A 21,579-nucleotide genomic window follows, 5' to 3' on the forward strand; every position below is an offset into this window, starting at 1 on the left:
ACGTACCGCACACGCACCGGCCCCGGCCCGCTCCGAGGAGCGGGCCGGGGCCGGTCGAATCAGGTGTCTCACCCGTCCGTGGCGATCGCGTTCAGGACGTTCATCCGGCCCGCCCGGAAGGCCGGGACCAGGGCGGCGAACAGTCCGACGAAGGCGGAGGCGACGAACACCGTGATGATCGTCGGCCACGGGATGTCCAGGACGCCCAGGCCCTCCAGGGCCAGCAGCTTCTGGGCCGAGGTGCCCCAGCCCATGCCCAGGCCGAGGCCGAGCAGGGCGCCGAAGAGGGCGATGACGACGGACTCCAGCCGGATCATCCGGCGCATCTGGCGGCGGGAGAGGCCGATGGCGCGCATCAGGCCGATCTCGCGGGTCCGCTCGACCACCGACAGGGCCAGGGTGTTCACCACACCGAGCACCGCGACGATGATCGCCAGGGCGAGCAGGCCGTAGACGACGTTCAGGAGCTGGCCGATCTGGTCCTTCAGGTCCTCCTTGAAGTCGGCCTGGTTCTGGACCTTGTACGTCGGGTACTTCGCGAGCGAGTCCTTGAGCGCCGCGTAGGCCGCGTCCTCCTCGCCGTCCTTCGCCTTGGCGAACATGAGCATGTTCTGGGGCATCTTGGCGGCGGGAACGTACTGCTGGGCGGTCGAGGTGTTCATGTACATCGCGCCCTGGTCGAGCGACGTCTCGTCCGAGGTGACCGCGGCGACCTTCAGCTTCGCCGTGTCGCCTCCCGCGAACGCGACGGTGATCGTGTCACCGACCTTGACGCGGTGCGCGGTGGCGTAGTCCTCGCCCACCGACATGGCGTTCTCGCCGTACGCCTTCGCCAGGTCGCCGGAGAGGACCTCGCGCCGGACGTCCTGCTGGTAGCTCGGGTCGGCCGCCGTGACCTCCTGCTTCTTCGTCACGCCGTCCGGGGTGGTGAGCCTGGCGTCCAGGACCCGGTAGTGCGTGAGGTGCTCGATGCCGGGCGCGGCGGCCAGCGCCTCGGCGGCCTGCGGGACGATCGGCTGGCCGTTGCCCGACTGCACGATGAAGTCCGCCCCCACCGACTTGTCCAGCTCGTCCGTGGCCGAGGCGACCATCGAGGAACCGACCACGGACAGGCAGGCCACCAGGGCCAGGCCGATCATCAGGGCCGCGCCGGTCGCGCCGGTGCGGCGCGGGTTGCGCAGGGCGTTGCGCTCGGCGAGCCGGCCGACCGGGCCGAAGAACCGCAGCAGCACGGCGCTCAGCGCCCGTACGACGACTCCGGCGAGCAGCGGGCCGATGACGATGAAGCCGATCAGGGTGAGGACCACGCCGAGCCCGAGGAAGGCGGAACCGTCGCTCGCCTCGTCGACCCGGGTCGTCCACCACAGGGCGGTCGCGCCGGCGCCGGTGACGACGAGGCCGAGGCCCGCCCGGACCCAGCCGGACCTGGCGTCCGCCGGGGTCCCGGCGTCGCGCAGGGCGGCCATCGGGGAGACCTTGCCCGCCCGGCGGGCCGGGACGTACGCGGCGAGGACGGTGACGATGATGCCGAGCGCGAGGCCGGTCACCGGGGTGGTCCAGGCGATGGTGAGGTCGTCGGTGGACAGCTCCATGCCGATGGCGCCCATGACCTTCATGAGCCCGACGGCGAGCCCGACCCCGGCGCCGACGCCGAGGATCGATCCGACGATGCCCAGGAGGACCGCTTCCAGCAGCACCGAGCGGTTGACCTGCTTGCGGCTGGAACCGATGGCCCGCATCAGGCCGATCTCTCGGGTGCGCTGGGCGACCAGCATCGAGAAGGTGTTGACGATCAGGAAGATGCCGACGAGGAAAGCGATCCCGGCGAAGCCGAGCATCGCGTACTTCATGACGTCGAGGAACGACCCCATGGAGTCCTTGTTCGCCGCCGCGGCCTCCTTCTGGGTCTGGAGCTTGTACGCGGCCGAACCGCCGAGCGCCTCGGCGACGTTCTGCTTCAGCCGGCTGTCACTGACGCCGGGAGCGGCGGTGACGGAGACGTGCGTGAAGGTGTCGGGGGCGCCGAGCAGAGCGCGCTGGGCGGTGGCGGTGTCGAGGTAGACGATCGCCGCGCCGGGGTTGGTCACCTTGAAGGTGGCGATGCCGCTGATCCTGCCGGTGACGTCGCCGGTGGCCGCGATGGTGCGCAGCTCGTCGCCGATCTTCAGATGGTGCTTCTCGGCGGTGTCGGCGTCGACCATGACCTCGGTCGGGCCGCGCGGGGCGTGGCCGGAGGTGATCTCCATGGAACGCAGGTCGTTCTGCGTCCAGTTGCCGGCGATGGTGGGGGCGCCGGTCTCGGAGCCCATGTTCTTGTTGTGGCTGTCGACGACGGTGACGGCCGAGCTGGAGACGCCGCCCTCGGCCTTCTTCACCCCGTCGGCCTTCGCGACCCTCGCCAGGACGGAGGCCGGAAGCGATTCCGGCTTGCCGTTCTTGGGGATGTCGTCGACCTCGGCGTTCTTCGGGCTCACGGTGACATCGGCCGAAGTCGCGGCGAAGAGCTTGTCGAACGTGGAGTTCATCGTGTCGGTGAAGACGAGAGTGCCGCAGACGAACGCCACCGAGAGCAGGACGGCGACGGCGGAGAGCGCCATGCGTCCCTTGTGCGCGAAGAAGTTGCGCATCGAGGTCTTCCAGACGGTCATGACGTCCGCCCGCGCGCGTCGAAGTCCTTCATGCGGTCCAGCACCTGATCGGCGGTGGGGTTGTGCATCTCGTCCACGATGCGCCCGTCGGCGAGGTAGAGCACCCGGTCCGCGTAGGAGGCGGCGACCGGGTCGTGGGTGACCATGACGATGGTCTGGCCCAGCTCGTCCACGGACCTGCGCAGGAAGCTCAGGACCTCGGCACCGGCCCGGGAGTCCAGGTTTCCGGTCGGCTCGTCGCCGAAGATGATCTCCGGCTTGGCGGCGAGGGCCCGGGCCACCGCGACGCGCTGCTGCTGGCCGCCGGAGAGCTGGGTCGGCCGGTGCTTGAGGCGGCCGGCCAGTCCGACGGTCTCCACGACCTGGTCGAGCCAGGCGGTGTCGGGCTTGCGGCCCGCGATGTCCATCGGCAGCGTGATGTTCTCCAGCGCGTTCAGCGTCGGCAGCAGGTTGAACGCCTGGAAGATGAACCCGATGCGGTCGCGCCGGAGCTGGGTGAGCTTCTTGTCCTTGAGCCCGGTGATCTCGGTGTCGGCGACGTGGATCTGTCCGGACGTCACGGTGTCGAGGCCGGCCAGGCAGTGCATCAGCGTCGACTTGCCGGAGCCGGACGGGCCCATGATCGCGGTGAACTGCCCGCGGGCGATGTCCACGTCGACGTGGTCGAGCGCGACGACCCGGGTCTCTCCGGTCCCGTACGCCTTGACGACCTGCCGCGCCCGCGCAGCCACGGCCGTACGCCCTCCAGTGCCCCCGTGCCTGGGAATGGTTACAGCCGTTGTCACGGTTTTTCTCCTATGTCGGTCAGCGACGGGTTGTCGCCGTCTGCTGTGAAGTCTGCTGTGGGGAGGGGGTCCGGCGCGCTGGTGCCCAGCGCAGTCTTCCGGTGGGGTTTTCCCCACCCCGTCCCCTGCGGCCCGCCCCTCGGGCGGTGTGTCTGCGGTGCCTGTGCGGTGCGTCCTGCGGTGCGTCTGCGGTACGACAACCACGCTACGGAGAGACCCCGCTCCCGCACGTCCTCCACCGGGAGGAACGGCCCCTGGCTCGCTGTAAGGAGCTCCCCCTAGGGGGCTGGACCCCCGGGTGGACCCCGGTCTCAGGGACTGCACCCAGGGGTCCACGCCCCGGGGTGGAGACGGCCCCTCCGGACAGGGGCTACCGGCGCCGGGGAGCCAGTGCCGCGCGGACCGCCGGGGTGAGGGCGGCGCGGGTCCCGGCCGGGGTGAGGGCGGCCGGGGTGGGGAGGGGGTTCAGATAGCGGGTGTAGATGATCCCGCCGAGCACGGTCACCACGGCGGTGGCGCGGGCGGTCGCGTCCGGCCCCCCGAGAAATTCAACGAGCCGCCCCAGCAGCTCCGTCTCCAGGTAGTCGCGGACGGCCTCCGCGGCGGCCTCGCCCCCGCTCGCGAGCCGCCGGAAGTCGGCGTCCTCCCACAGGCCCGTCACCGCGTCGATGAGCCGTCCGGGCAGGGTGGCCGGGTCACCGCGCAGCACCTCGTCCACCGCCAGCGCCTCGGCGCACCCGACCTGCATCACCTCGGCGAACAGGCCGCGCTTCGACCCGAAGTGATACGAGATCAGGGCCGCGTCCACCCCAGCGGCCACGGCCACGGCGCGCAGCGTGGTGGCCCGGTAGCCGCGCTCCAGGAAGAGGGCCCGCGCCGCGACGACGAGCGAGGCGCGGGTCGGCGGGTTGCCCCGGGGGCGGCCCCGGGTCCGGGCGGGGGCGGCCTGGGCGTTATTCATCAGCGTTGAGCCTGCGTCGCGTGATCCGCACAGTCAAGGCGTTCCCACCGCACCCCGCAGGAAGCAGCCCACACCATGCGCATCACGCTCTTCGGCGCCACCGGCCCGACCGGACGCCATCTCACCGAGCAGGCCGTCGCCGCCGGTCACGAGGTCACCGCCGTCGTCCGCCGCCCCGGTTCGCTGCCGGCCCGCCCCGGGGTCACCCCGGCCGTCGCCGACGCCACCGACCCGGCGGCCGTGGACGCGGCGGTCGAGAGGGCGGACGCGGTCCTGTCCGCGCTCGGCGCCCGCTTCAGCAAGGAGCCCGTCACCCTGTACTCGCAGAGTGCGGCGGCCATCACCCGGGCCATGAACCGGCACGGCGTGGGGCGGCTGCTGGTCGTCAGCTCCAGCATCGCCGACCCTTCGTGGCGGCCCACCGGGGCGCACTTCTTCAACCACGTGCTCGACCCGCTGGTGAACCGGCGCCTGGGCCGTACCCTGCACGCGGACATGCGCCGCATGGAGGACGTCATCGGCCGCACGGCCCTCGACTGGACGCTCGTCCGCCCGTCGGGCCTCTTCGAGCACCCCGCCGTCACCGACTACCTCACCGCCCCGTCGAGCGCCGACGGCGTCTTCACGGCCCGCTCCGACCTCGCCGCGAGCATGCTGCGCGAACTGGGGGAACGACGCCATGTGCGTACGGCCATGGGCGTCGTCACCACCGCCGTGAAGCCGAACATCGCCAAGCTCATCTGGAACGAGGGCGTGAGGAAGAAGTGAGCCCGGACCGGCCCCGGCTCACCGCCGCCGCCCGCGACTTCCTCGCCCTCGACCGCACGGCCACCCTCACCACCCTGCGCCCCGACGGCACCCCGCACGTGGCCCCGGTCCGCTTCACCTATGACGCGGCCACCGGCCTCGCCCGGGTGACCACCCGGGCCGCCACCCGCAAGGCGCGGAACGTGTCGGCGGGCGGCCCGGCGGCCCGGGTCGCGCTCTGCCAGGCGGACGGCTTCCGCTGGATCACCCTCGAAGGCCGGGCCTCGGTGACCGGTGATCCCGTACGGCTGGCGGAGGCGGTACGCCGCTACACCGCGCGCTACGGGGCGGCGCCGCCCGATCCGCCGGACCTGACGGTCATCGAGATCACCGTCGACCGGCTCCTGAGCCTCAACGTATGAATTCCCGTACAAAGAAAGCGATGTGACGCACTCTCATGCCCACCGTTCCCGTCCTCGGTACCACCGTCCACTACCGCGAGTCCGGCGACCCCGGCGGTCTGCCGTTCGTCTTCCTGCACGGCAACCCGACCTCCTCCCACCTCTGGCGCGACGTCCTGCCGGGAGTGGCCGCGCCCGGCCGCCGGCTGCTGGCTCCCGACCTCATCGGCATGGGCGACTCCGGCAAACCGGACCTCGCCTACTCCTTCGAGGACCACGCCCGCCACTTGGACGCCTGGTTCGACGCGCTCGGCCTGGACGCGGCCGTGCTGATCGGCCACGACTGGGGCGGCGCGCTCGCCTTCGACCGGGCCGCCCGCCTCCCCGGAAGCGTCCGCGCGCTCGCCTTCACGGAGACGATCGTGAAGCCGCTGTACGGTGACGAGTTCCCGGCCGCCGGACGCGAGTTGTTCACCCTGCTCCGTACGCCCGGAGTGGGCGAGCGCATGATCCTGGAGCAGGACGCGTTCATCGAGGGGTTGCCGGCCACGCTCGCCACCCCGCTCGACCCGGCCGACCTCGACGCCTACCGCCGCCCCTTCCCGACCCCGGAGAGCCGCCGCCCGGTCCTGGCGTGGACGCGCATGATGCCGCTGGACGGTGAGCCCGCCGATGTCGTGGCCCGGATCGAGCGCTACGACGCCTGGCTGGCCGCGAGCCCCGAAGTGCCCAAGCTTCTGGCCGCGTTCGAGCCGGGCCCGGGTGCCATGACCGACGCGGCAACCGTGGCCTGGTGCGAGGCGAACATCGCGGGCCTGGAGGTCTTCCGGGGCGGTCTCGCCGGGCACCACGCGCCGGAGGACCGGCCGGAGGAGCTGGCCTCGGCGATCTCCGGGTGGGCGGACCGCCACGGGCTCGGCCGCCCACCGGTCACCGGCTGAGCCGGTCCACCGCCTCGTCCAGCAGCGCCGACTCGGTCTCGTCCAGGTCGAGTTCGGCAGCCCGCGCCGAGTCCTGGACGGACGCCGGGCGGCTGGCTCCCGGCACGGGGACCATCGCCGGTGACCGGGCCAGCAGCCAGGCCAGGGCGACCCGCTGGGGGCTCACTCCGCGGGCGGCGGCGACGTGGTGGAAGGCGGTGCCTTCGGAGGCCGGTCCCGACGGGCCGTCGAGCGCGCTGCGGGAGATGCCGCCCAGCGGGCTCCACGGCAGGAAGGCCAGGCCCGCGCGTTCGCTCAGCCGGAGCTCGGGCTCACTGCCCCGCACGGCGGGCGAGTACTGGTTCTGTACGGAGACCAGGGCGTCGCCGAGGATGGCCCGGGCCGCGCGGATCTGCCCGGTGGTCACGTTGGAGATCCCGGCGGCGCGGATCGTACCGGCGTCGAACAGATCCCGGAGCGCGCCGACGGAGTCCGCCCACGGCACCCCGGGGTCCGGCTTGTGCAACTGGTAGAGGCCGATGGCCTCGACGCCCAGGCGCCCGGCGGACTCCTCGGCGGCCCGCCTGAGGTGCTCGGGGGTGCCGTTGACGGTCCAGCTGCCGTCGCCGGGCCGTCCGCGCCCGCCCTTGGTGGCGACCAGCACGCCGGAGGTGCCGCCGCCGTAGCTCCGCAGCGCGCGGGCGACGAGGCGTTCGTTGTGGCCTCGCTCATCGGCGTGCCAGTGGTAGCTGTCGGCGGTGTCGATGAGGGTGATGCCCGCGTCGAGCGCGGCGTGGACGGTGGCCACGGCCCGCCGCTCGTCGGGGCGTCCTTCGATGGAGAGCGGCATGGCCCCGAGCCCGATGGCACTGACCTTCAGCTCTCCGATGGTGCGGTGACGCATGGCGTACTCCTCAGACGGCGGGGGCGGCGGCCGCTTCGGCGACGGCGGCGGGCAGCCAGTCGGCGGTACGGGAGAAGACGAAACCCAGCTCCTTCGCACGGCGGTTGCTCATCGCGTAGAACCGGTCGAAGGAGAACGGGCCGGTCGGCTCGCCCGGAGCGACGGTCCGCTGCACGGCCCGCCCGCCGCTCTCGGCCGCGATGGCGGCGGTCAGGCCGGTCACGTCGAGCAGGCCGTCGGAGCAGGCGTTCAGCGGACCGGTGAAGCCGGTGGCCGTGGCGGCCCAGTGGAGCAGGCCGGCCAGCTCCGCGTAATGGATGAAGACAGTGGGCCGCTCCTCGCGGTGTACGGCGATCGCCTCGCCCCGGCCGACCCGCTCCACGTAGTACGCCAGGCGGCCGGTGAACTCCTGTGTGCCGCCGCCGAGTACGTGGGCGCTGCGCACGGAGGCGAAGGCGAAGCGGCCCTCCCGGGTGAACACCGCCTCGGCCTGCCGCTTGCCCTCGGCGTAGTGGGCCTCCAGGTAGGCCGCGTCGTGCCAGGGCAGGTCCGGCCGTACCCGCCACCCGGCCGGGTCCACACGCTCCTCGGTTATGGGGACGCCGGGGGCGAGGGGCGGCAGCGCGGCCGTCGCCGGATCGTAGACCTCGATGGTGGAGGTCATCACGTACCGCGCGGTGCGGCCGCCGAAGACGCGGACGGCGCTCGCGGCCTGGACCGGGGTGTAGCAGACCTGGTCGACGACCACGTCGAAGGTGCGGTCCCCGAGGACGGCGGTGAGGGCGGCCTCGTCGTCACGGTCCACGACGAGGTGCTCGGCGCCCGGGGGCGGCGGAGCGGAGCCGCGGTTCACGACCGTGACCAAGTGCCCCTCATCCAGCAGCCGTTGGACCAGGAGTTTTCCGAAGTACCGGCTTCCGCCGATGACGCAGATCCTTTGCATGCCTCCATCCTGGAGACGTACCGTCAGCAGCAGAAGTACCGTCCTGCTGAACCCGTATGAAGGAAAACTGTTGATCGATGTGCAGCGGCTCCGCGTGCTGCGGGCCGTGGCCGAGCACGGCAGCTTCAACCGGGCGGCCGCCGCCCTGCGCCTCACCCCCTCGGCCGTCTCCCAGCAGGTGGCCGCCCTGGAACGCGGCCTCGGCACGCAGGTCGTCTCGCGCAGCACGCGCGGGGTCACCCTGACTCCGGCGGGCCGGATCATGGTCGGCGCCGCCGAGTCGGTCGCCGCCGAACTCGCCCACGCGCAACGGCAGGTCGGCGAGCTCGCCACGGGCCGGACCCGGCTCACCGTCGCCACCTTCACCAGCGGGGGACGGCTGCTGCTCCCCGGCGCCCTCACCGAACTGACGGCGGCCCACCCGGGCACGGTCGTCCACATCCGGGAGTACGAGCCCGAGGACAGCCTCCCGCTGGTCCGCCAGGGTGCCGTGGACCTCGCGCTCGCCTACCACTTCGACGGCCCGCTGCCCGGCGGGCCGGGGCCGGAGTGGACCCCGCTCATGGACGACCCGCTGCACGTCGTGCTGGAGCGCCACCATCGCCTCGCTTCCCGGGACAGCCTCGACCTCGCCGAACTGGCCGGTGAGCCGTGGGTGCTGGGCTGCCTGAAGACGGAGGCGTACCTGCGCCGCTACGCCGGGCGGGCCGGGTTCGCCCCGGACATCCGGGCCACGACGACCGACTACTTCTTCGCCCGGTCGCTGGTCGCCGCGGGCATGGGCGTCTCGCTGATCCCGTCCGTCGCGCTGACCCCGGACATCCCCGGCCTGCGCACCGTCCCGGTCGGCCCGCCGGCCCCGGCGCGGCACATCGGCGCCGCGACGCTCGGTCATCCCCGCACCCGCGTCCAGGTCACCACCCTGGTCCGGGCGCTGCGGAAACAGGCCGCGGCACGGCAGGAGCGGCCCGCCGGCTGACGGACCGCTCCCGGTGCGTACGTACGGTTCAGCTCTTGGCCGCCGCCGTCTCCGGGGCGGCCGGGGTGTCCGCCGCGTCCGAGGAGGTGGCGGAGCCCCGTACCGCCGGGATGAAGGCGGAGATCGCGACCGCGACCAGGGCGACCACGCAGCCGAGGACCAGGCCCGTGCGGAAACCGGACTCGGAGGTGAAGGTGTAGCCGCCCGCCTCGGTGGTCATCTGGGCGAGGACCGCGCCGATCACGGCGGCGCCGACCGAGGTGCCGAGGGCGCGCATGAGGGTGTTGAAGCCGTTGGCGGCGGCGGTCTCGGAGGCCGGGACCGCGCTCATGATGAGGGCGGGCATCGCCCCGTACGCGAGGCCGACACCGCTGCTGCTGACCATGAGGAACAGCATCAGGCCCCAGGCGGAGCCCATCAGCAGGATGCCCAGGCCGTAGGCGGCGGCGATGACGAGGACGCCGGAGATCAGGGTGAACTTCGGGCCGCGGGCGTCGGTGAGCTTCCCGCCGAACGGGGAGACGACCATCATCATGATGCCGCCGGGGGCCATCCACAGACCGGCCTGGAGCATCGTCTGGCCGAGCCCGTAGCCGGTGGCCTCGGGGAACTGGAGCAGCTGGGGCGCGATCAGCATGCCCGCGTACATGCCGAAGCCGACGAAGAGCGACGCGACGTTGGTGATGAGCACCCGGGGGCGGGCGGTGGTACGCAGGTCCACCAGCGGGTCCGTGGTGCGCAGCTCCCAGAGGCCCCAGGCGAGGAGGATCACCACGGCGGCGGCGAACAGGCCGATGGTCGTGCCGGAGGCCCAGCCCCAGTCGGCGCCCTTCGAGACCGCGAGGAGCAGGCAGACCAGACCGGCCGCGAGGCCGATCGCGCCGGGCACGTCGAAGCGCTGGCCCTTGGCGCCTGCCGGGACGTCCGGGATCAGGGCCCAGATCAGCGCGCAGATCGCGACAGCGAGCACGGCCGAGCCCCAGAACAGCACGCGCCAGCTGGCGTACTGCGCGACCGCCGAGGCGATCGGCAGGCCGAGCGCGCCGCCGATCCCGAGCGAGGCGCTGACCAGGGCGATGGACGAGCTCATCTTCTCCGGCGGCACCACGTCGCGCAGCAGCGCGATCCCGAGCGGGACCATGCCCATGCCCATGCCCTGGAGTCCGCGCCCGATGATCATCGGGACGACGGAGGACGAGAGCGCGCAGACCACCGAACCGGCGATCAGCGGCACCGAGCAGGCGAGCAGCATCCGCCGCTTGCCGAGCAGGTCGCCGAGCCGGCCGGACACCGGCACGCACACCGCGGAGACCAGCAGGGTCACGGTGATGACCCAGGCCGCGTTGGAGGACGAGGTGTCCAGGATCTGGGGCAGTTCCGCGATGAGGGGCGTGACCAGCGTCTGCATGACCGCTGCCACGGTGCCGGCGAAGGCCAGGGTGGCGACGACGGCGCCTGTCCTCGCCGTCGGCTGGGGGGCATCCATGAGGGGGGCTCCTTGGGGCGTGGTCCCGCCTGCCGGGACAGCGACATGCATCGTACATGCCCAATGTGTCATACACATTATGTGCCACGTACACACTCCGTGCCAGAATGGGCCGCCGCTCACCAGCAGCAGAAGCAGGAGGCCGCAGCCATGCCCAGGCCCACGGAAGAGGTGGAGTACGAGCAGATGCTGCTCGGCCGCCACAGCCTCGCCGACCACCGCGGCGGACGCCACAAGTACGCCCTCCTCGACCGCAGCGCGTACATCCTGCTCAGCCGGCTCCGCGTCCAGGGCCCCATGTCCAACGGCGAACTCAGCGACGCCTTCGGCCTCGACGCCTCCACCCTCAACCGCCAGACCGCCGCCGTGGCCCGCGCCGGACTCGCCGAACGCATCCCGGACCCCGACGGCGGCATGGCCCGTAAATTCCGCATCACCGACGCGGGCGCCCGGCTCCTGGACGCGGAACGCGAACGCGTCGTGCGCTCACTGGACCAGGTCATGCACGACTGGCCCGACGAGGACATCGCGGCCTTCGCCGGCTACCTCAAACGCTTCAACAGCAGCATCGAAGAGCTCTCGCGCCGTCCCTGGCCCCGCCCCTGAGCGCCCGTCAGCCCCGGGCCCGCTCCTGCGCGGGCACCCGCGCGTCCTCCTCCTGCGAGGATTCCGGCGCGGGCTCCGCCGCCGGGGACACCCGGCCCGTCAGCGCCGCGAGCGAACTGCGCACGTGGGCCATGTGGGCCTGGACCTCCTCGCGGCCCTCCTCGTGCTCCCGCAGGATGCGCTCGGTCTCGCGCACCACCCGCTCCTCACGCACCCGCGCCCGCGCGATCAGCTCGGCCGCCCGCGCCTCCGCGTCCTCCTGGCCGTGCCGCGCGGCCTCCTCCGCCTCCGCCCGGGCCCGGCGCGCGGCGGCCAGCTCCGCCTCCGCGCGCTCCATCAGCCCGGCGTGCTCCGCCGCCTGCGCAGCCTCGGCGTCCGCGAGCTCCCGCTCCGCCGCCTTCTGCCGCTCGGCGTGCTCCTGCTCCTGGTGCGCCAGCACGCTCGCGGTACGGCTGCGGGTCGCCGCCATCGCGGACTCCGCCTCCTCGCGCAACCGCGCCGCCTCCGTACGCGCCGCCTCCAGCGCCTCACCGGCCGCCGTCTCCGCCGCCGCCACCCGCTCACCGGCCGCGCTCTCCGCGGCCGCCCGGACCGCCTCCGCGTCCGCGCGCGCCTCGCCCCGCAGGGCCCGGGCCGCCGCGTCCGCCGCGTCCCGGAGCACCTGCGCCTCCTCGCGCGCCGCGCCCAGGAGTGCCCCGGCCTCCTCCTCCGCCAGCGCCAGGATCCGCAGCGCCCGCTCCCCCAGCGGCCCGTAATCCGGCGGGGCCAGCCGCGCCACGGCCTCGTCGAGCCGGGCCGCCTCCGCCGCCAGCTCCTCCGCGCGCTCCGTCAGCCGGGCCACCCGGTCCACGGCCCCGTCCCGCTCGGCCGCCAGCTCCGCCACGAAGCGGTCCACCTGCTCCGGGCGGTACCCACGGCCCCGTACACCGACGAACCCGTACGCGGACCCCGGTGCAGAACTCATCCCTGACGCCTCTTTCCGATCATCCCGGCTGCGATGCTCCGGCCATCGAGCATTACGTCAAGGATGCGGCAATTGGTCGGGAAGTCTGAATCGATGCGGCGCTTTCCGGACGGAAGCGACCGGCATCACATACGGGAAAGGCGTGGTGCCCGGCCCCCCGAAAGGGACCGGGCACCACGCCTCGCACACGGAACGGTCAGATCAGCCCGTCCCACATCTGTTCCAGCAGCACCGACCACCAGCTCTCCGGCGACGCCAGCGCCGCCGGGTCCAGCGCCACCAGCTGCGCCTGGAAGTCCACCGTCCAGCGGCCCGCCTGCTCCGGGTTCAGCCCGTACCGCAGCCGCCACATCCGGCCCAGCAGCGCCATGCACCGCACGAACTCGGGCAGCCCCGTGTTCACGAACTGCGGCGGCACCGGCGCACCGCCCGGACCCGCCTCCACCGGCACCGCCACGATGTGCGCGGTCCCGTACTGGACACAGATCGCCCGGCCGAAGTCCGAACCCATCACCAGATACGACCCCGCGTCCGACGCGGGCTGCACCTGCCGCTGGGCCGCCAGCTCCGCCAGCGTCGGCACCACCGGCTGACCCGGCTGCGCCCAGAAGAACGGCCCGAAGTCGGCGGGCAGCCCCGCCCACACCAGGGTCCGCCCCACGATCTCCGGCACACCCTGACGGGACACCGCGCGCTGGTCGAAGCGGAGGACACCCTGCGGACCGAAGGTCTGCATCATCTCCTCGGCCAGCGCCTCCGGCGGCACCGGCGGCGCGGGCTGCATCTGCGGCAGCGGCGCCCGCACCGGCGCCGGCCGCGCGGGCCCGTCCGCCACCTGGTGCAGCTCACCCTGATGCGTCAACAGATGCTGCATGCCCTGCTGCCGGCTCGCGTGATCCGTGCCGTACGGGGCGACGGAGGTGATCCGCACCTGCGGCCAGGTCTCCCTGATCATCCGGGCGCAGTAGCCGCCGGGCAGCTCACAGGACTCCAGCTCCGTGTGCAGCTCGATCACCTGCTGCGGCGGCACGTTCATCGCCCGCAGCTCGTGCAGCATCTGCCACTCCGGATGCGGCGTACCCGGCGCCGAGCGGCGGATCAGCTGCTGCTCGCTGCCGTCCGGCGCCCGGAAGCGCAGCACCGCCTGGTAGCCCGGACCCACGGTCGGCTGACCGGCCGGCGCCTGCGGATAGCCGTACGCGGGCGGCGCGCCCATCGGCGCACCCGGCGGGCCCGGCGGCTGCGGCGCGCCCGGACCGCCGGTCTGCGCCGGACCCGCGAGCATCGTCGCCGCGTGATGCACCCCGCCCGGGCCGGGCGGAGGCGTCGCCCCCGGCGGCGGCGGAGGCGGCTGCTGCCCGGCGGGCGCACCGGGGACTCCGGGCGGACCGGGCGGCTGGGGCGCGCCCGGCACACCCGGCGGGCCGGGCGGCTGCGGGATGCCCGCGCCGGACGACGCGTCGGCGAACATCGTGGCCGCCTGGTGCACCCCGCCACCGGGGGGCGGCGGCGTCGGCGGGCCGGGCGGCTGCGGGGCGCCGGGCGGGCCCAGCTGGGAGACGAGCTGCGTCGGCACATAGCCGCCCGCGGGCGCGCCGGGCGCACCCGGGCCCGAGGGCGGCGGCACCGGGGCACCCGGCCGGGCCCCCGGGGTGCCGGGGGCACCGGGCGGCGGCGGAGGCGTGTTCCCCCGCGAGGCGCGCGGCGGAAGGGCCGCCTTGCTCGTCGCGGCGTCGGCGATGTCCCCGGCCCCGGGGCCGCCGGGCGGACCGGGAGGCGGGGTGTGCTGGGCGGGCGGGGGCGTGTGCTGGGCGGGGGGCGGCGTGTGCTGCCCCGGGACCGGCGGACCGGGCACGGGCGGACCCGGCACGGCGGTCCCCGGCACGGGCGGACCCGGCACCGGCGGGCGCTCGCCGCCCAGGCTCGGCGCGATCGCGGTCTTCGGCAGCGCACTGCCGCCCGACATCAGCGCCGTCGGCGCGTCCGCCGGGACGACCGGGGGCAGCTCCTCCTCGTCGTCGGCGCCCGACAGCGGCGGCGCGAACACCGTCGCCGGAAGCGCCACCTCCGCGTCGTCCGAGTCCGCGTTCACATCGGTGCCCGCCCACGGCGTGGCCCCGACGGGCGGCTGGAGCGAGGAGGCCGGTACGCCGTCCGAAGCGGTCGGCTCGTACGCCACCGAACCGCCCTGCGAGGGCGTCGGGGACGACGGGATCGGGGCGGGCGGCGGGAAGGACGACGGGGCCTGGGGCGCGGGCGGCGGGGTGTCGTCCCGCTCCGCACGCCGGTCCGGGATGCCCAGCTTGTCCGCCGCCTCCTGGAGCCATTCCGGCGGACTCAGCAGGAACGACGTCTGGTTCAGGTCCACCCGCTCGGGCGGCGCCGGGGCGGCCGGCGGAACTTCCTGCGAGCCGTACTCCTCCTCGTACCGCCGGATCACCTCACCGACCGGCAGCCCGGGCCACAGCGTCGCCTCGCCGCTGTCCCGCGCGATCACCAGCCGCTGGCGGCCACCGTCGGAGACCGGTCCGTCCGCGCGGTCCTCGGCCCACACCACGAATCCGAGTTCGAATTCGCGTACGCACACCTCACGATGCTGGTACGCCGGAACGTCGCCGTTCACCCACTCCTCAGCGCGTTCCTGCGCCTGAGCGAAGGTCACCATCGCGCTCACCCCTCCACCGGGACGGCCTGCGCGAAGCCGCCGTCCACCATCAGGTTCGCCACCGTCTCCAGCTCCGGCGGATTGCCCGCCAGCCGCTGGAGGAACGCGTCGAAGTCCTCACCGCACGGCAGCAGCAGCCGGTCCACCCGCTCCTGCACCGTCCAGCCGTCACGGTCCCGGGCGTCGTCGTACGCGCAGAACCACACCGAACCCAGGGCCGCACCGCGCACCTTCACCGCGAGCAGGCCGCCCTGCACGAAGGCCACACCGAGGTAGTCCTTCGTCAGGTGGTCGCGCAGGCACTTGTTGACGTACACCAGGTCGTTCACGGCGGCCTCCTCGCGCACCGTGAAGAACGGCTGGTCGATCAGGAGACCCAGCTCCGCGTCGAGCGCCGTGCCCACCGGGGCCGAACCGCCCGCCGCCTTCAGGAACGAGCGGTACGCACCCGGCAGCCGGTAGCCGAGGTCCTCCTCGACACCCAGGATCTGCTGCTCGGTCACCGCCACGGCGCCCTTGGGCAGCCGGAAGTGCGCGGGGCGCGTCTCCTGGAGCGGGCGCGTGCCCCGCTTGTCCTGGTCGACCTCCGTGGACGCGAGCCCGCCGTGGTGGCGCAGCAGCGCCTTCACCTCGACCGGGATCAGCTCCATCCGGCGGCCGCCCGGCACGTGGTGCCAGGTCCAGCCGTGCGGCGTCGCGACCGGCGGGATCGTGTCCCACAGCTCGTGCCCGGCCTCGGCCAGCGCCGCGTTCGCGGACACGTAGTCCGTGAGCCGCAGCTCGTCCACACCGAAACCCTGCGGAGGCTCCGCGATCTCCGCCGCGGCGCGCGCGTACGGCGAGAAGTCCGGACAGCCGTTCTCGTCCATCCGCACCCCTCTGGGGTGCCGGGACGCCCGGACCGGGTCCGGGAAGTGCACGAGCTGCCCGGCGTAGGCCGCGTTCGGTGGCGCGGCTTGCTGCCCGAGCCGACCTGTCGTCATGGCGGTTGCCCCCTGCTGCGTCTGGCTGATGAGGACCGACCTGCCCAGGAGGCGGTCCAGGCACAGCCTAAGCGGTGTCACCCGTACGGGGACCGGCCCCGCCAGCCCTAGGGGGTGCCTTGCCGGTCAGGGCCGGGTCCACGACGCCTGGCACGGCACCTCGCCGCGTTGCCGAAACGCCCTAATCGCTCCGCGATGAGGACGCCCCGGCGCCTTGCGATGCACCGCACCAGACGCCGCGGCCTGGCCGACCCTGACCGGCAAGGCACCCCCTGGCCAGAACCGTCACCAAACGTCACAACGGAGTGACGGAAGAGCGACGGGAGCGCCACCGAACCGCGACACGCAGACACGTTTCAGCGACCCAGCTTTCACAGGACCCGTCACATTTGGCAGGCTGTCACCCGCATACACGGGGGCGTGCACACTAAGCAGCGGCCGCTGCGGGCACGGGAGGGACACAGCACCATGCACACCGCACACTCTGCACAGACCGTCACGACCGGGGACCCACGACTCAGCTGGAGCAGCACCGAGAAGGGCCCCGCGCCCCGGCTCGGCCAGCGCCGCGACGGCATCCTGCCCGCCGTCGCCGCCGCCCTGTCCGTACGGGGCGAAACACTCACCTGCACCGCCGGCAAGGGCGACCAGCCGCCGGTCCTGCACCACCTCGTCCAGGACTTCCTGGACACCCTCCCCAGCGCGCAGCGCGAACGGTTCACCGGCCGCTGCCCCGAGGCCATACTCCTCTCCCGGCACCTCACCGCCGCCGAGGCCGGGCGCTCCAAGCGAGCCCAGCGCAAGCCCCTCACCAACGGCGAGGCCCGCCGCGCCCTGAAGCACGCCCGGCTCACCGCCCGCCGCATCCGCGAGGACGGCGACCCGCTGCACGGCACCTACGCGGCACCCTGCCGCTCCTGCGCCGTCATGCTCGCCCACTTCGGCGTGCGCCCGGTCGACCTCACCGCGAGCGGCGCGGCCACCACCGCAGAGAAGAGCTGACCGCGCCCATGCACGACCGCACCGACCTGCCCCGGCAGACCGGCCCCGACCGCCAGTCCGCCACCCGCTTCCCCGTCGCCGTCGACGCCGCCCTGCGGGACGCCGGCTGGGCGCCCGGCCGCTGGGACATCCGCCAGGCCGAGGAATGGGCCGACGCCCTGCGCTCGCACGCCTCGCCCGCCGGGCACCAGCACGCCGTCTTCCCGGCGGCGGTCGAGGCGTGGGCCGAGTTCGGCGGCCTCCGCATCACCGCCACCGCGCCGGGGCGCCAGATCGCGCCGCCGGCCGTCCGCATCGACCCGCTGAGCGGGCTGCACCTCGCCCGCACCCTCGGCGACCTCGGCCGCGCGCTGGCCACCGAGGTGGCGCCGCTCGGCGAGGAGGGGGACGGGCAGGCCGTCCTGGCGATCGACCTGGCCGGGCGGGTGTACTCCATCGACCACACCGGGGACTGGTACCTCGGCCAGGACATCGACACCGCGCTGGCGACGCTGGTGACGGGGTTGCAGCCGGAGCGGTTGGTCTCGGGCTGAGCCGGGGTCTCCGGCGCGCGGGTTCACGCCGGGTGCGCGGTCACCACCGCGAGGGTTCCGTCCTCAAACGCCGGACGGGCTTGAGATGCCGCCGCCGGACGGGGTTCAGGCGCCGTTCTCGTCCGGGAGGACCGCCGAGACCCGGAAGCCGCCCGCGTCCGTGGGGCCCGAGACGAAGACGCCGCCCAGGGCGAGGACGCGTTCGCGCATGCCGACCAGGCCGTTGCCGCCGCTGGGCAGGCCCGCGTCGGCGGTCGCCGCGTCCGTCGGGCCGTTCTCCACCTGCATGGCGACCTCGGCGCCCCGGTGCGCCAGCCGCACCCACGTCTTCGCGCCCGCCGCGTGCTTGTGGACGTTGGTCAGGGCCTCCTGCACCACGCGGTACGCCGTCTGCTCGACCTCGGGCGCGTACACGCGGGCGGCGCCCTCGACCGAGAGCTCGACGGTCATGCCGGCGGCGCGCGACTGACCGACCAGCGCCTCCATCTCGTCCAGCCGCGGTCCGTCCTCCGCCGCGGCCTGGGCCGCCCGGCCCACGGAGGCCAGCGGCACCTGCTCCACCCGGGCGGGCGCGGGATCACCGGTGCGCAGGACGCCCAGCATCTCGCGGAGCTCGGTGAGCGCCTGGCGCCCCATGTCGCCGACCAGGGCCGCGTTGCGCACGGCCTTCGCGGGGTCCTTGGGCGCCACGGCCTGGAGCGCCGCCGCGTGCACGACCATCAGGCTCACCCGGTGGGCGACCACGTCGTGCATCTCGCGGGCGATCCGGGTCCGCTCCTCCGTACGGGCCCACTCGGCCCGCTCCTCGGCCCGGTCCGCCAGCAGCGACAGCTCCCGCTCCAGGGAGTCCGCGCGCTCCCGCAGGCTCTCCATCAGCCGGCGCCGTGCCCCTATGTACAGCCCGAACAGGACCGGCGGGGCGGTCAGCCCGACAGCCATGAAGAGGGACAGCATGGGCACGTACCAGTCGCCGGGCCCGAAGTCGGCGTTCTCGTTCACGCCCTGGCGCAGCCGTACGTACGTCACGATGAACGTCCCCACCAGGGACATGCTCATCAGCACCGCGGTGATCCGCCGGGGCACCTCGGACGCGGCCAGCGTGTACAGGCCGACGAGGCCCATCAGGAAGCCCATCTCGGCGGGCGTCGTCGCGATCGAGACCAGCACCACGGCGATCGGCCACCGCCGCCGCACCAGCAGCACGGCTCCCGCGATCAGCCCGAACACCACCCCGAAGGGCACCGGAAGCCCGGAGTCCCCCGCGAAGTCCACCCCTTCGAGCCCGCACTCCAGCGCCGAAACGAGCGCGAGCCCCACATCCAGCGCGACACTCCGTCGCCGTTCCCACCACCAGTAGCCACGGGTGGTCGGACCCGCCGCTTCCCGGTCTTCCCCCGTTGCGGTCATGGCATCCAGCGTACGGGCGCCCGCATCCCATTTTCCGGTGACCTGCACAGCACGTCGTACGTTCGACCGGAGGCCGAATGAGGAACAACCGCCCGAAATAACGAATCGACCGCCCATTCGACCCGGACGTCCGGATTCCGGACAACGCTTGGCGCATGACGGAAATCACGAGCAAGTACGCGGATTTCGAGGGCTTGCGCGAACGGGCGGTGACGTTACGGCGGGAGGGGCTGAGCCGCCGCCGGAGTGGACGAAGCGCCCGCGCGCGAAGGACGACCTGAGGGCGAAGGCGCGGGAGCTGCGACTGGAGGGGAAGACGTACGACCAGATCCAGGTGGAGCTGGGGTGCTCGAAGGGGTCGATCTCGTTGTGGGTGCGGGATCTGCCGAAGCCGCCGAAGCGCTCGCGCGAGGATGCCTCCGCCATCGCCAGGCGGGGCTGGGAAGCCACCCTTGAGCGGCGAGAGGCGGAGCGACAGCAGACCAAGCGGGACGCGGCCGCCGAGATCGGAACGGTGACCGAGCGGGAGTTGTTCATGCTCGGGGTCGGGCTCTACTGGGCCGAGGGCACCAAGGCCAAACCTCACCGTCGCCAGGAGCGGGTGACCTTCGTCAACAGCGACCCGCACATGATCCGCGTTTTCCTGGCCTGGCTCCGCCTCCTGGATGTCCCGTCCGAGCACCTTCGGTTTCACGTGCACATCCATGAGTCGGCGGATGTGCCCGAGGCAGAGCGGTTCTGGAGAGAGGAGGTCGGCCGGTCAGGATTGTTCGGCAAGACCACGCTCAAGAAGCACAATCCCGTCACCAACCGCAAGAACACCGGCGAGGGTTACCACGGCTGCCTGGTGGTGCGCGTGAACAAAAGCGCTGAGCTGTACCGTCGCATCGAGGGCTGGTGGTGCGGCATAGTAGGTGCTGCAGAACGAACCGATCAAGGAAATCGGACATAACAGAAAAGCCATCCCGGGTCGTCTAATGGCAGGACAAATGGTTTTGGTCCATTGAATGAGGGTTCGATTCCTTCCCCGGGAGCTCTTCGCGCGGGCCCCGACCGATCCGGTCGGGGCCCGCGCCCATGTCCGGGCGAACGCCCCCCGGTATCCTGCGGATGTCCACCACCCGAAGCCGAAGGGCCTATTCGTGAGCTCCGTACGCCCGGCAGCCGTCGTCGTCCTCGCAGCGGGTGAGGGCACCCGCATGAAGTCGAAGACCCCCAAGGTTCTGCACGAGATCTCCGGGCGCTCGCTCGTCGGTCATGTCGTCGCCGCCTCCCGTGAGCTGGACCCCCAGCACCTCGTCGTGGTCGTGGGCCACGCGCACGAGCAGGTCACCGCCCACCTCACCGGCGCCGACGCGCAGGTGCGTACCGCCTACCAGGCCGAGCAGAAGGGCACCGGGAACGCGGTGCGGGTCGCGCTCGACGAGCTGGGCGGGGTCGTCGAGGGCACCGTCGTCGTCGTGTGCGGGGACACCCCGCTGCTGGCCGGCGAGACGCTGGCCGCGCTCGCCGCCACGCACACCGCCGACGGCAACGCGGTCACCGTGCTCAGCGCCGAGGTCCCCGACTCCACCGGCTACGGGCGGATCGTGCGCGACGCGGCCTCCGGCGCGGTCACCGAGATCGTGGAGCACAAGGACGCGAGCGACGAGCAGCGGGCGATCCGGGAGATCAACTCCGGGGTGTTCGCGTTCGACGGGAAGCTCCTCGCCGAGGCGCTCGGCCAGGTGCGGACGGACAACAGCCAGGGCGAGGAGTACCTCACCGACGTGCTGTCGATCCTGCGCGAGGCCGGGCACCGGGTCGGCGCCTGCGTGGCGGGCGACCACCGGGAGATCCTGGGCATCAACAACCGCGTCCAGCTGGCGGAGGCCCGCCGGCTGCTGAACCAGCGGCTGCTCGAGCGCGCCATGACGGCCGGTGTAACCGTGGTCGACCCCGGCTCGACGCTGATCGACGTCACGGTGACCTTCGAGCGCGACGCGATCGTGCACCCGGGCACCCAGCTGCTGGGCGCCACGCACCTCGCGGAGGACGCCGAGGTCGGCCCGAACTCGCGGCTGACGGACACCGTCGTGCACGCGGGCGCGCGGGTGGACAACACGGTGGCGGAGGGCGCCGAGGTGGGCCCGGGCGCGCTGGTGGGCCCGTACGCCTACCTGCGGCCGGGCACCAAGCTGGGCCCGAAGGCCAAGGCGGGGACGTACGTCGAGATGAAGAACGCGACGATCGGCGAGGGGACCAAGGTCCCGCACCTGTCGTACGTGGGCGACGCGACGATCGGCGACCACACCAACATCGGTGCCGCGAGCGTGTTCGTGAACTACGACGGGGTGGCCAAGCACCACACGACGATCGGGTCGCACTGCCGTACCGGGTCGGACAATATGTTTGTGGCGCCTGTCACGGTCGGGGACGGTGTTTACACCGCCGCCGGTTCGGTCATCACGAAGGACGTGCCGTCCGGCTCGCTGGCCGTGGCCCGGGGCCAGCAAAGGAATATCGAGGGTTGGGTGGCGCGCAAGCGTCCCGGGAGCGCCGCCGCGCAGGCGGCTCAGGCGGCGGAGGAGAGGCCGGCCGGCGAAAGCTGACCGGAAACAGGTGCGTCCAGCACCGCGTACCGTGATAGATGCTCACCCCATTTC

General features: G+C 73.0%; 18 protein-coding genes, 1 tRNA gene and 1 pseudogene. 10 read left to right on the plus strand and 10 right to left on the minus strand.

Annotation, left to right across the window (positions count from 1 at the left end):
• Positions 1-68 precede the first annotated feature (68 nt).
• From AMK18_RS27330 to AMK18_RS27340, 3 genes are all read right to left on the minus strand, one after another.
• Complete coding sequence (locus AMK18_RS27330; protein ID WP_073864866.1) at positions 69-2,648, minus strand: ABC transporter permease; 2,580 nt, start codon at positions 2,646-2,648, stop codon at positions 69-71.
• A complete protein-coding gene (locus AMK18_RS27335; RefSeq protein ID WP_073864867.1) occupies positions 2,645-3,433 on the minus strand; it encodes an ABC transporter ATP-binding protein in 789 nt (262 codons plus the stop codon). The genes AMK18_RS27330 and AMK18_RS27335 overlap by 4 nt, the downstream gene beginning before the upstream one ends.
• Positions 3,434-3,803: 370 nt before the next feature.
• Positions 3,804-4,394 (minus strand): TetR/AcrR family transcriptional regulator, encoded by a 591-nt coding sequence (locus AMK18_RS27340; RefSeq protein WP_018104094.1) that lies wholly within the window; start codon positions 4,392-4,394, stop codon positions 3,804-3,806.
• Between the two features lie 75 nt (positions 4,395-4,469).
• Between AMK18_RS27340 and AMK18_RS27345 the strand changes: the two genes are divergently transcribed.
• From AMK18_RS27345 to AMK18_RS27355, 3 genes are read left to right on the plus strand one after another with little or no spacing between them, the layout of a single operon-like run.
• The gene (locus tag AMK18_RS27345; RefSeq protein ID WP_073864868.1) at positions 4,470-5,162 is read left to right on the plus strand and encodes an NAD(P)-dependent oxidoreductase; all 693 of its coding nucleotides are present in this window, start codon (positions 4,470-4,472) and stop codon (positions 5,160-5,162) included.
• A complete protein-coding gene (locus AMK18_RS27350; protein ID WP_073864869.1) occupies positions 5,159-5,563 on the plus strand; it encodes a pyridoxamine 5'-phosphate oxidase family protein in 405 nt (134 codons plus the stop codon). The genes AMK18_RS27345 and AMK18_RS27350 overlap by 4 nt, the downstream gene beginning before the upstream one ends.
• A gap of 35 nt (positions 5,564-5,598) precedes the next feature.
• A complete protein-coding gene (locus tag AMK18_RS27355) occupies positions 5,599-6,483 on the plus strand; it encodes a haloalkane dehalogenase (protein ID WP_073864870.1) in 885 nt (294 codons plus the stop codon).
• Here AMK18_RS27355 and AMK18_RS27360 read toward each other — a convergent pair.
• Both AMK18_RS27360 and AMK18_RS27365 read right to left on the minus strand, forming a co-directional pair.
• Positions 6,473-7,366 carry an aldo/keto reductase gene (locus AMK18_RS27360; RefSeq protein ID WP_073864871.1) on the minus strand — a complete coding sequence of 298 codons (894 nt, stop codon included), beginning with the start codon at positions 7,364-7,366 and terminating at the stop codon, positions 6,473-6,475. The genes AMK18_RS27355 and AMK18_RS27360 overlap by 11 nt on opposite strands.
• A 10-nt stretch (positions 7,367-7,376) precedes the next feature.
• Positions 7,377-8,309: an NAD-dependent epimerase/dehydratase family protein gene (locus tag AMK18_RS27365; RefSeq protein ID WP_073864872.1), complete on the minus strand. Its 933-nt coding sequence runs from the start codon at positions 8,307-8,309 to the stop codon at positions 7,377-7,379.
• Between the two features lie 70 nt (positions 8,310-8,379).
• Here AMK18_RS27365 and AMK18_RS27370 point away from each other — a divergent pair, with 70 nt between their 5' ends.
• A complete protein-coding gene (locus AMK18_RS27370) occupies positions 8,380-9,288 on the plus strand; it encodes a LysR family transcriptional regulator (protein WP_073864873.1) in 909 nt (302 codons plus the stop codon).
• 28 nt (positions 9,289-9,316) lie between these two features.
• On the opposite strand, the gene AMK18_RS27375 is transcribed toward AMK18_RS27370, so the two are convergent.
• Positions 9,317-10,774, minus strand: a complete 1,458-nt coding sequence (locus tag AMK18_RS27375) for an MFS transporter (RefSeq protein WP_018104102.1) — start codon at positions 10,772-10,774, stop codon at positions 9,317-9,319.
• Positions 10,775-10,924: 150 nt separating this feature from the next.
• Between AMK18_RS27375 and AMK18_RS27380 the strand changes: the two genes are divergently transcribed.
• On the plus strand, positions 10,925-11,380 hold the full coding sequence (locus AMK18_RS27380) for a MarR family winged helix-turn-helix transcriptional regulator (RefSeq protein WP_018104103.1): 456 nt from the start codon (positions 10,925-10,927) through the stop codon (positions 11,378-11,380).
• A gap of 7 nt (positions 11,381-11,387) precedes the next feature.
• On the opposite strand, the gene AMK18_RS27385 is transcribed toward AMK18_RS27380, so the two are convergent.
• From AMK18_RS27385 to AMK18_RS27395, 3 genes are all read right to left on the minus strand, one after another.
• Complete coding sequence (locus AMK18_RS27385) at positions 11,388-12,344, minus strand: cellulose-binding protein (RefSeq protein WP_241836651.1); 957 nt, start codon at positions 12,342-12,344, stop codon at positions 11,388-11,390.
• 196 nt (positions 12,345-12,540) lie between these two features.
• Positions 12,541-15,009 carry an SUKH-4 family immunity protein gene (locus AMK18_RS27390; protein ID WP_073864875.1) on the minus strand — a complete coding sequence of 823 codons (2,469 nt, stop codon included), beginning with the start codon at positions 15,007-15,009 and terminating at the stop codon, positions 12,541-12,543.
• 5 nt (positions 15,010-15,014) lie between these two features.
• Positions 15,015-15,992, minus strand: coding sequence for an SMI1/KNR4 family protein (locus AMK18_RS27395; RefSeq protein ID WP_026171650.1), 978 nt, complete (start codon positions 15,990-15,992; stop codon positions 15,015-15,017).
• 468 nt (positions 15,993-16,460) lie between these two features.
• On the opposite strand from AMK18_RS27395, the gene AMK18_RS27405 reads away from it, so the two are divergent.
• Positions 16,461-16,994: a YwqJ-related putative deaminase gene (locus tag AMK18_RS27405; RefSeq protein ID WP_073864876.1), complete on the plus strand. Its 534-nt coding sequence runs from the start codon at positions 16,461-16,463 to the stop codon at positions 16,992-16,994.
• An 8-nt stretch (positions 16,995-17,002) separates the two neighbouring features.
• A complete protein-coding gene (locus tag AMK18_RS27410) occupies positions 17,003-17,527 on the plus strand; it encodes an SUKH-3 domain-containing protein (protein WP_073864877.1) in 525 nt (174 codons plus the stop codon).
• 105 nt (positions 17,528-17,632) lie between these two features.
• On the opposite strand, the gene AMK18_RS27415 is transcribed toward AMK18_RS27410, so the two are convergent.
• Positions 17,633-18,934, minus strand: a complete 1,302-nt coding sequence (locus tag AMK18_RS27415; protein WP_198957093.1) for a sensor histidine kinase — start codon at positions 18,932-18,934, stop codon at positions 17,633-17,635.
• Positions 18,935-19,089: 155 nt separating this feature from the next.
• On the opposite strand from AMK18_RS27415, the pseudogene AMK18_RS27420 reads away from it, so the two are divergent.
• From AMK18_RS27420 to glmU, 3 genes and pseudogenes are all read left to right on the plus strand, one after another.
• Positions 19,090-19,886: pseudogene (locus tag AMK18_RS27420) on the plus strand (hypothetical protein).
• Positions 19,887-19,897: 11 nt separating this feature from the next.
• Positions 19,898-19,968: transfer RNA gene (locus tag AMK18_RS27425), tRNA-Gln, on the plus strand.
• A gap of 108 nt (positions 19,969-20,076) precedes the next feature.
• A complete protein-coding gene (glmU, locus tag AMK18_RS27430) occupies positions 20,077-21,525 on the plus strand; it encodes a bifunctional UDP-N-acetylglucosamine diphosphorylase/glucosamine-1-phosphate N-acetyltransferase GlmU (RefSeq protein ID WP_026171651.1) in 1,449 nt (482 codons plus the stop codon).
• The last annotated feature ends 54 nt before the right edge of the window (positions 21,526-21,579 follow it).

Source organism: Streptomyces sp. CB01249, assembly GCF_001905735.1.
Taxonomy (GTDB): domain Bacteria; phylum Actinomycetota; class Actinomycetes; order Streptomycetales; family Streptomycetaceae; genus Streptomyces.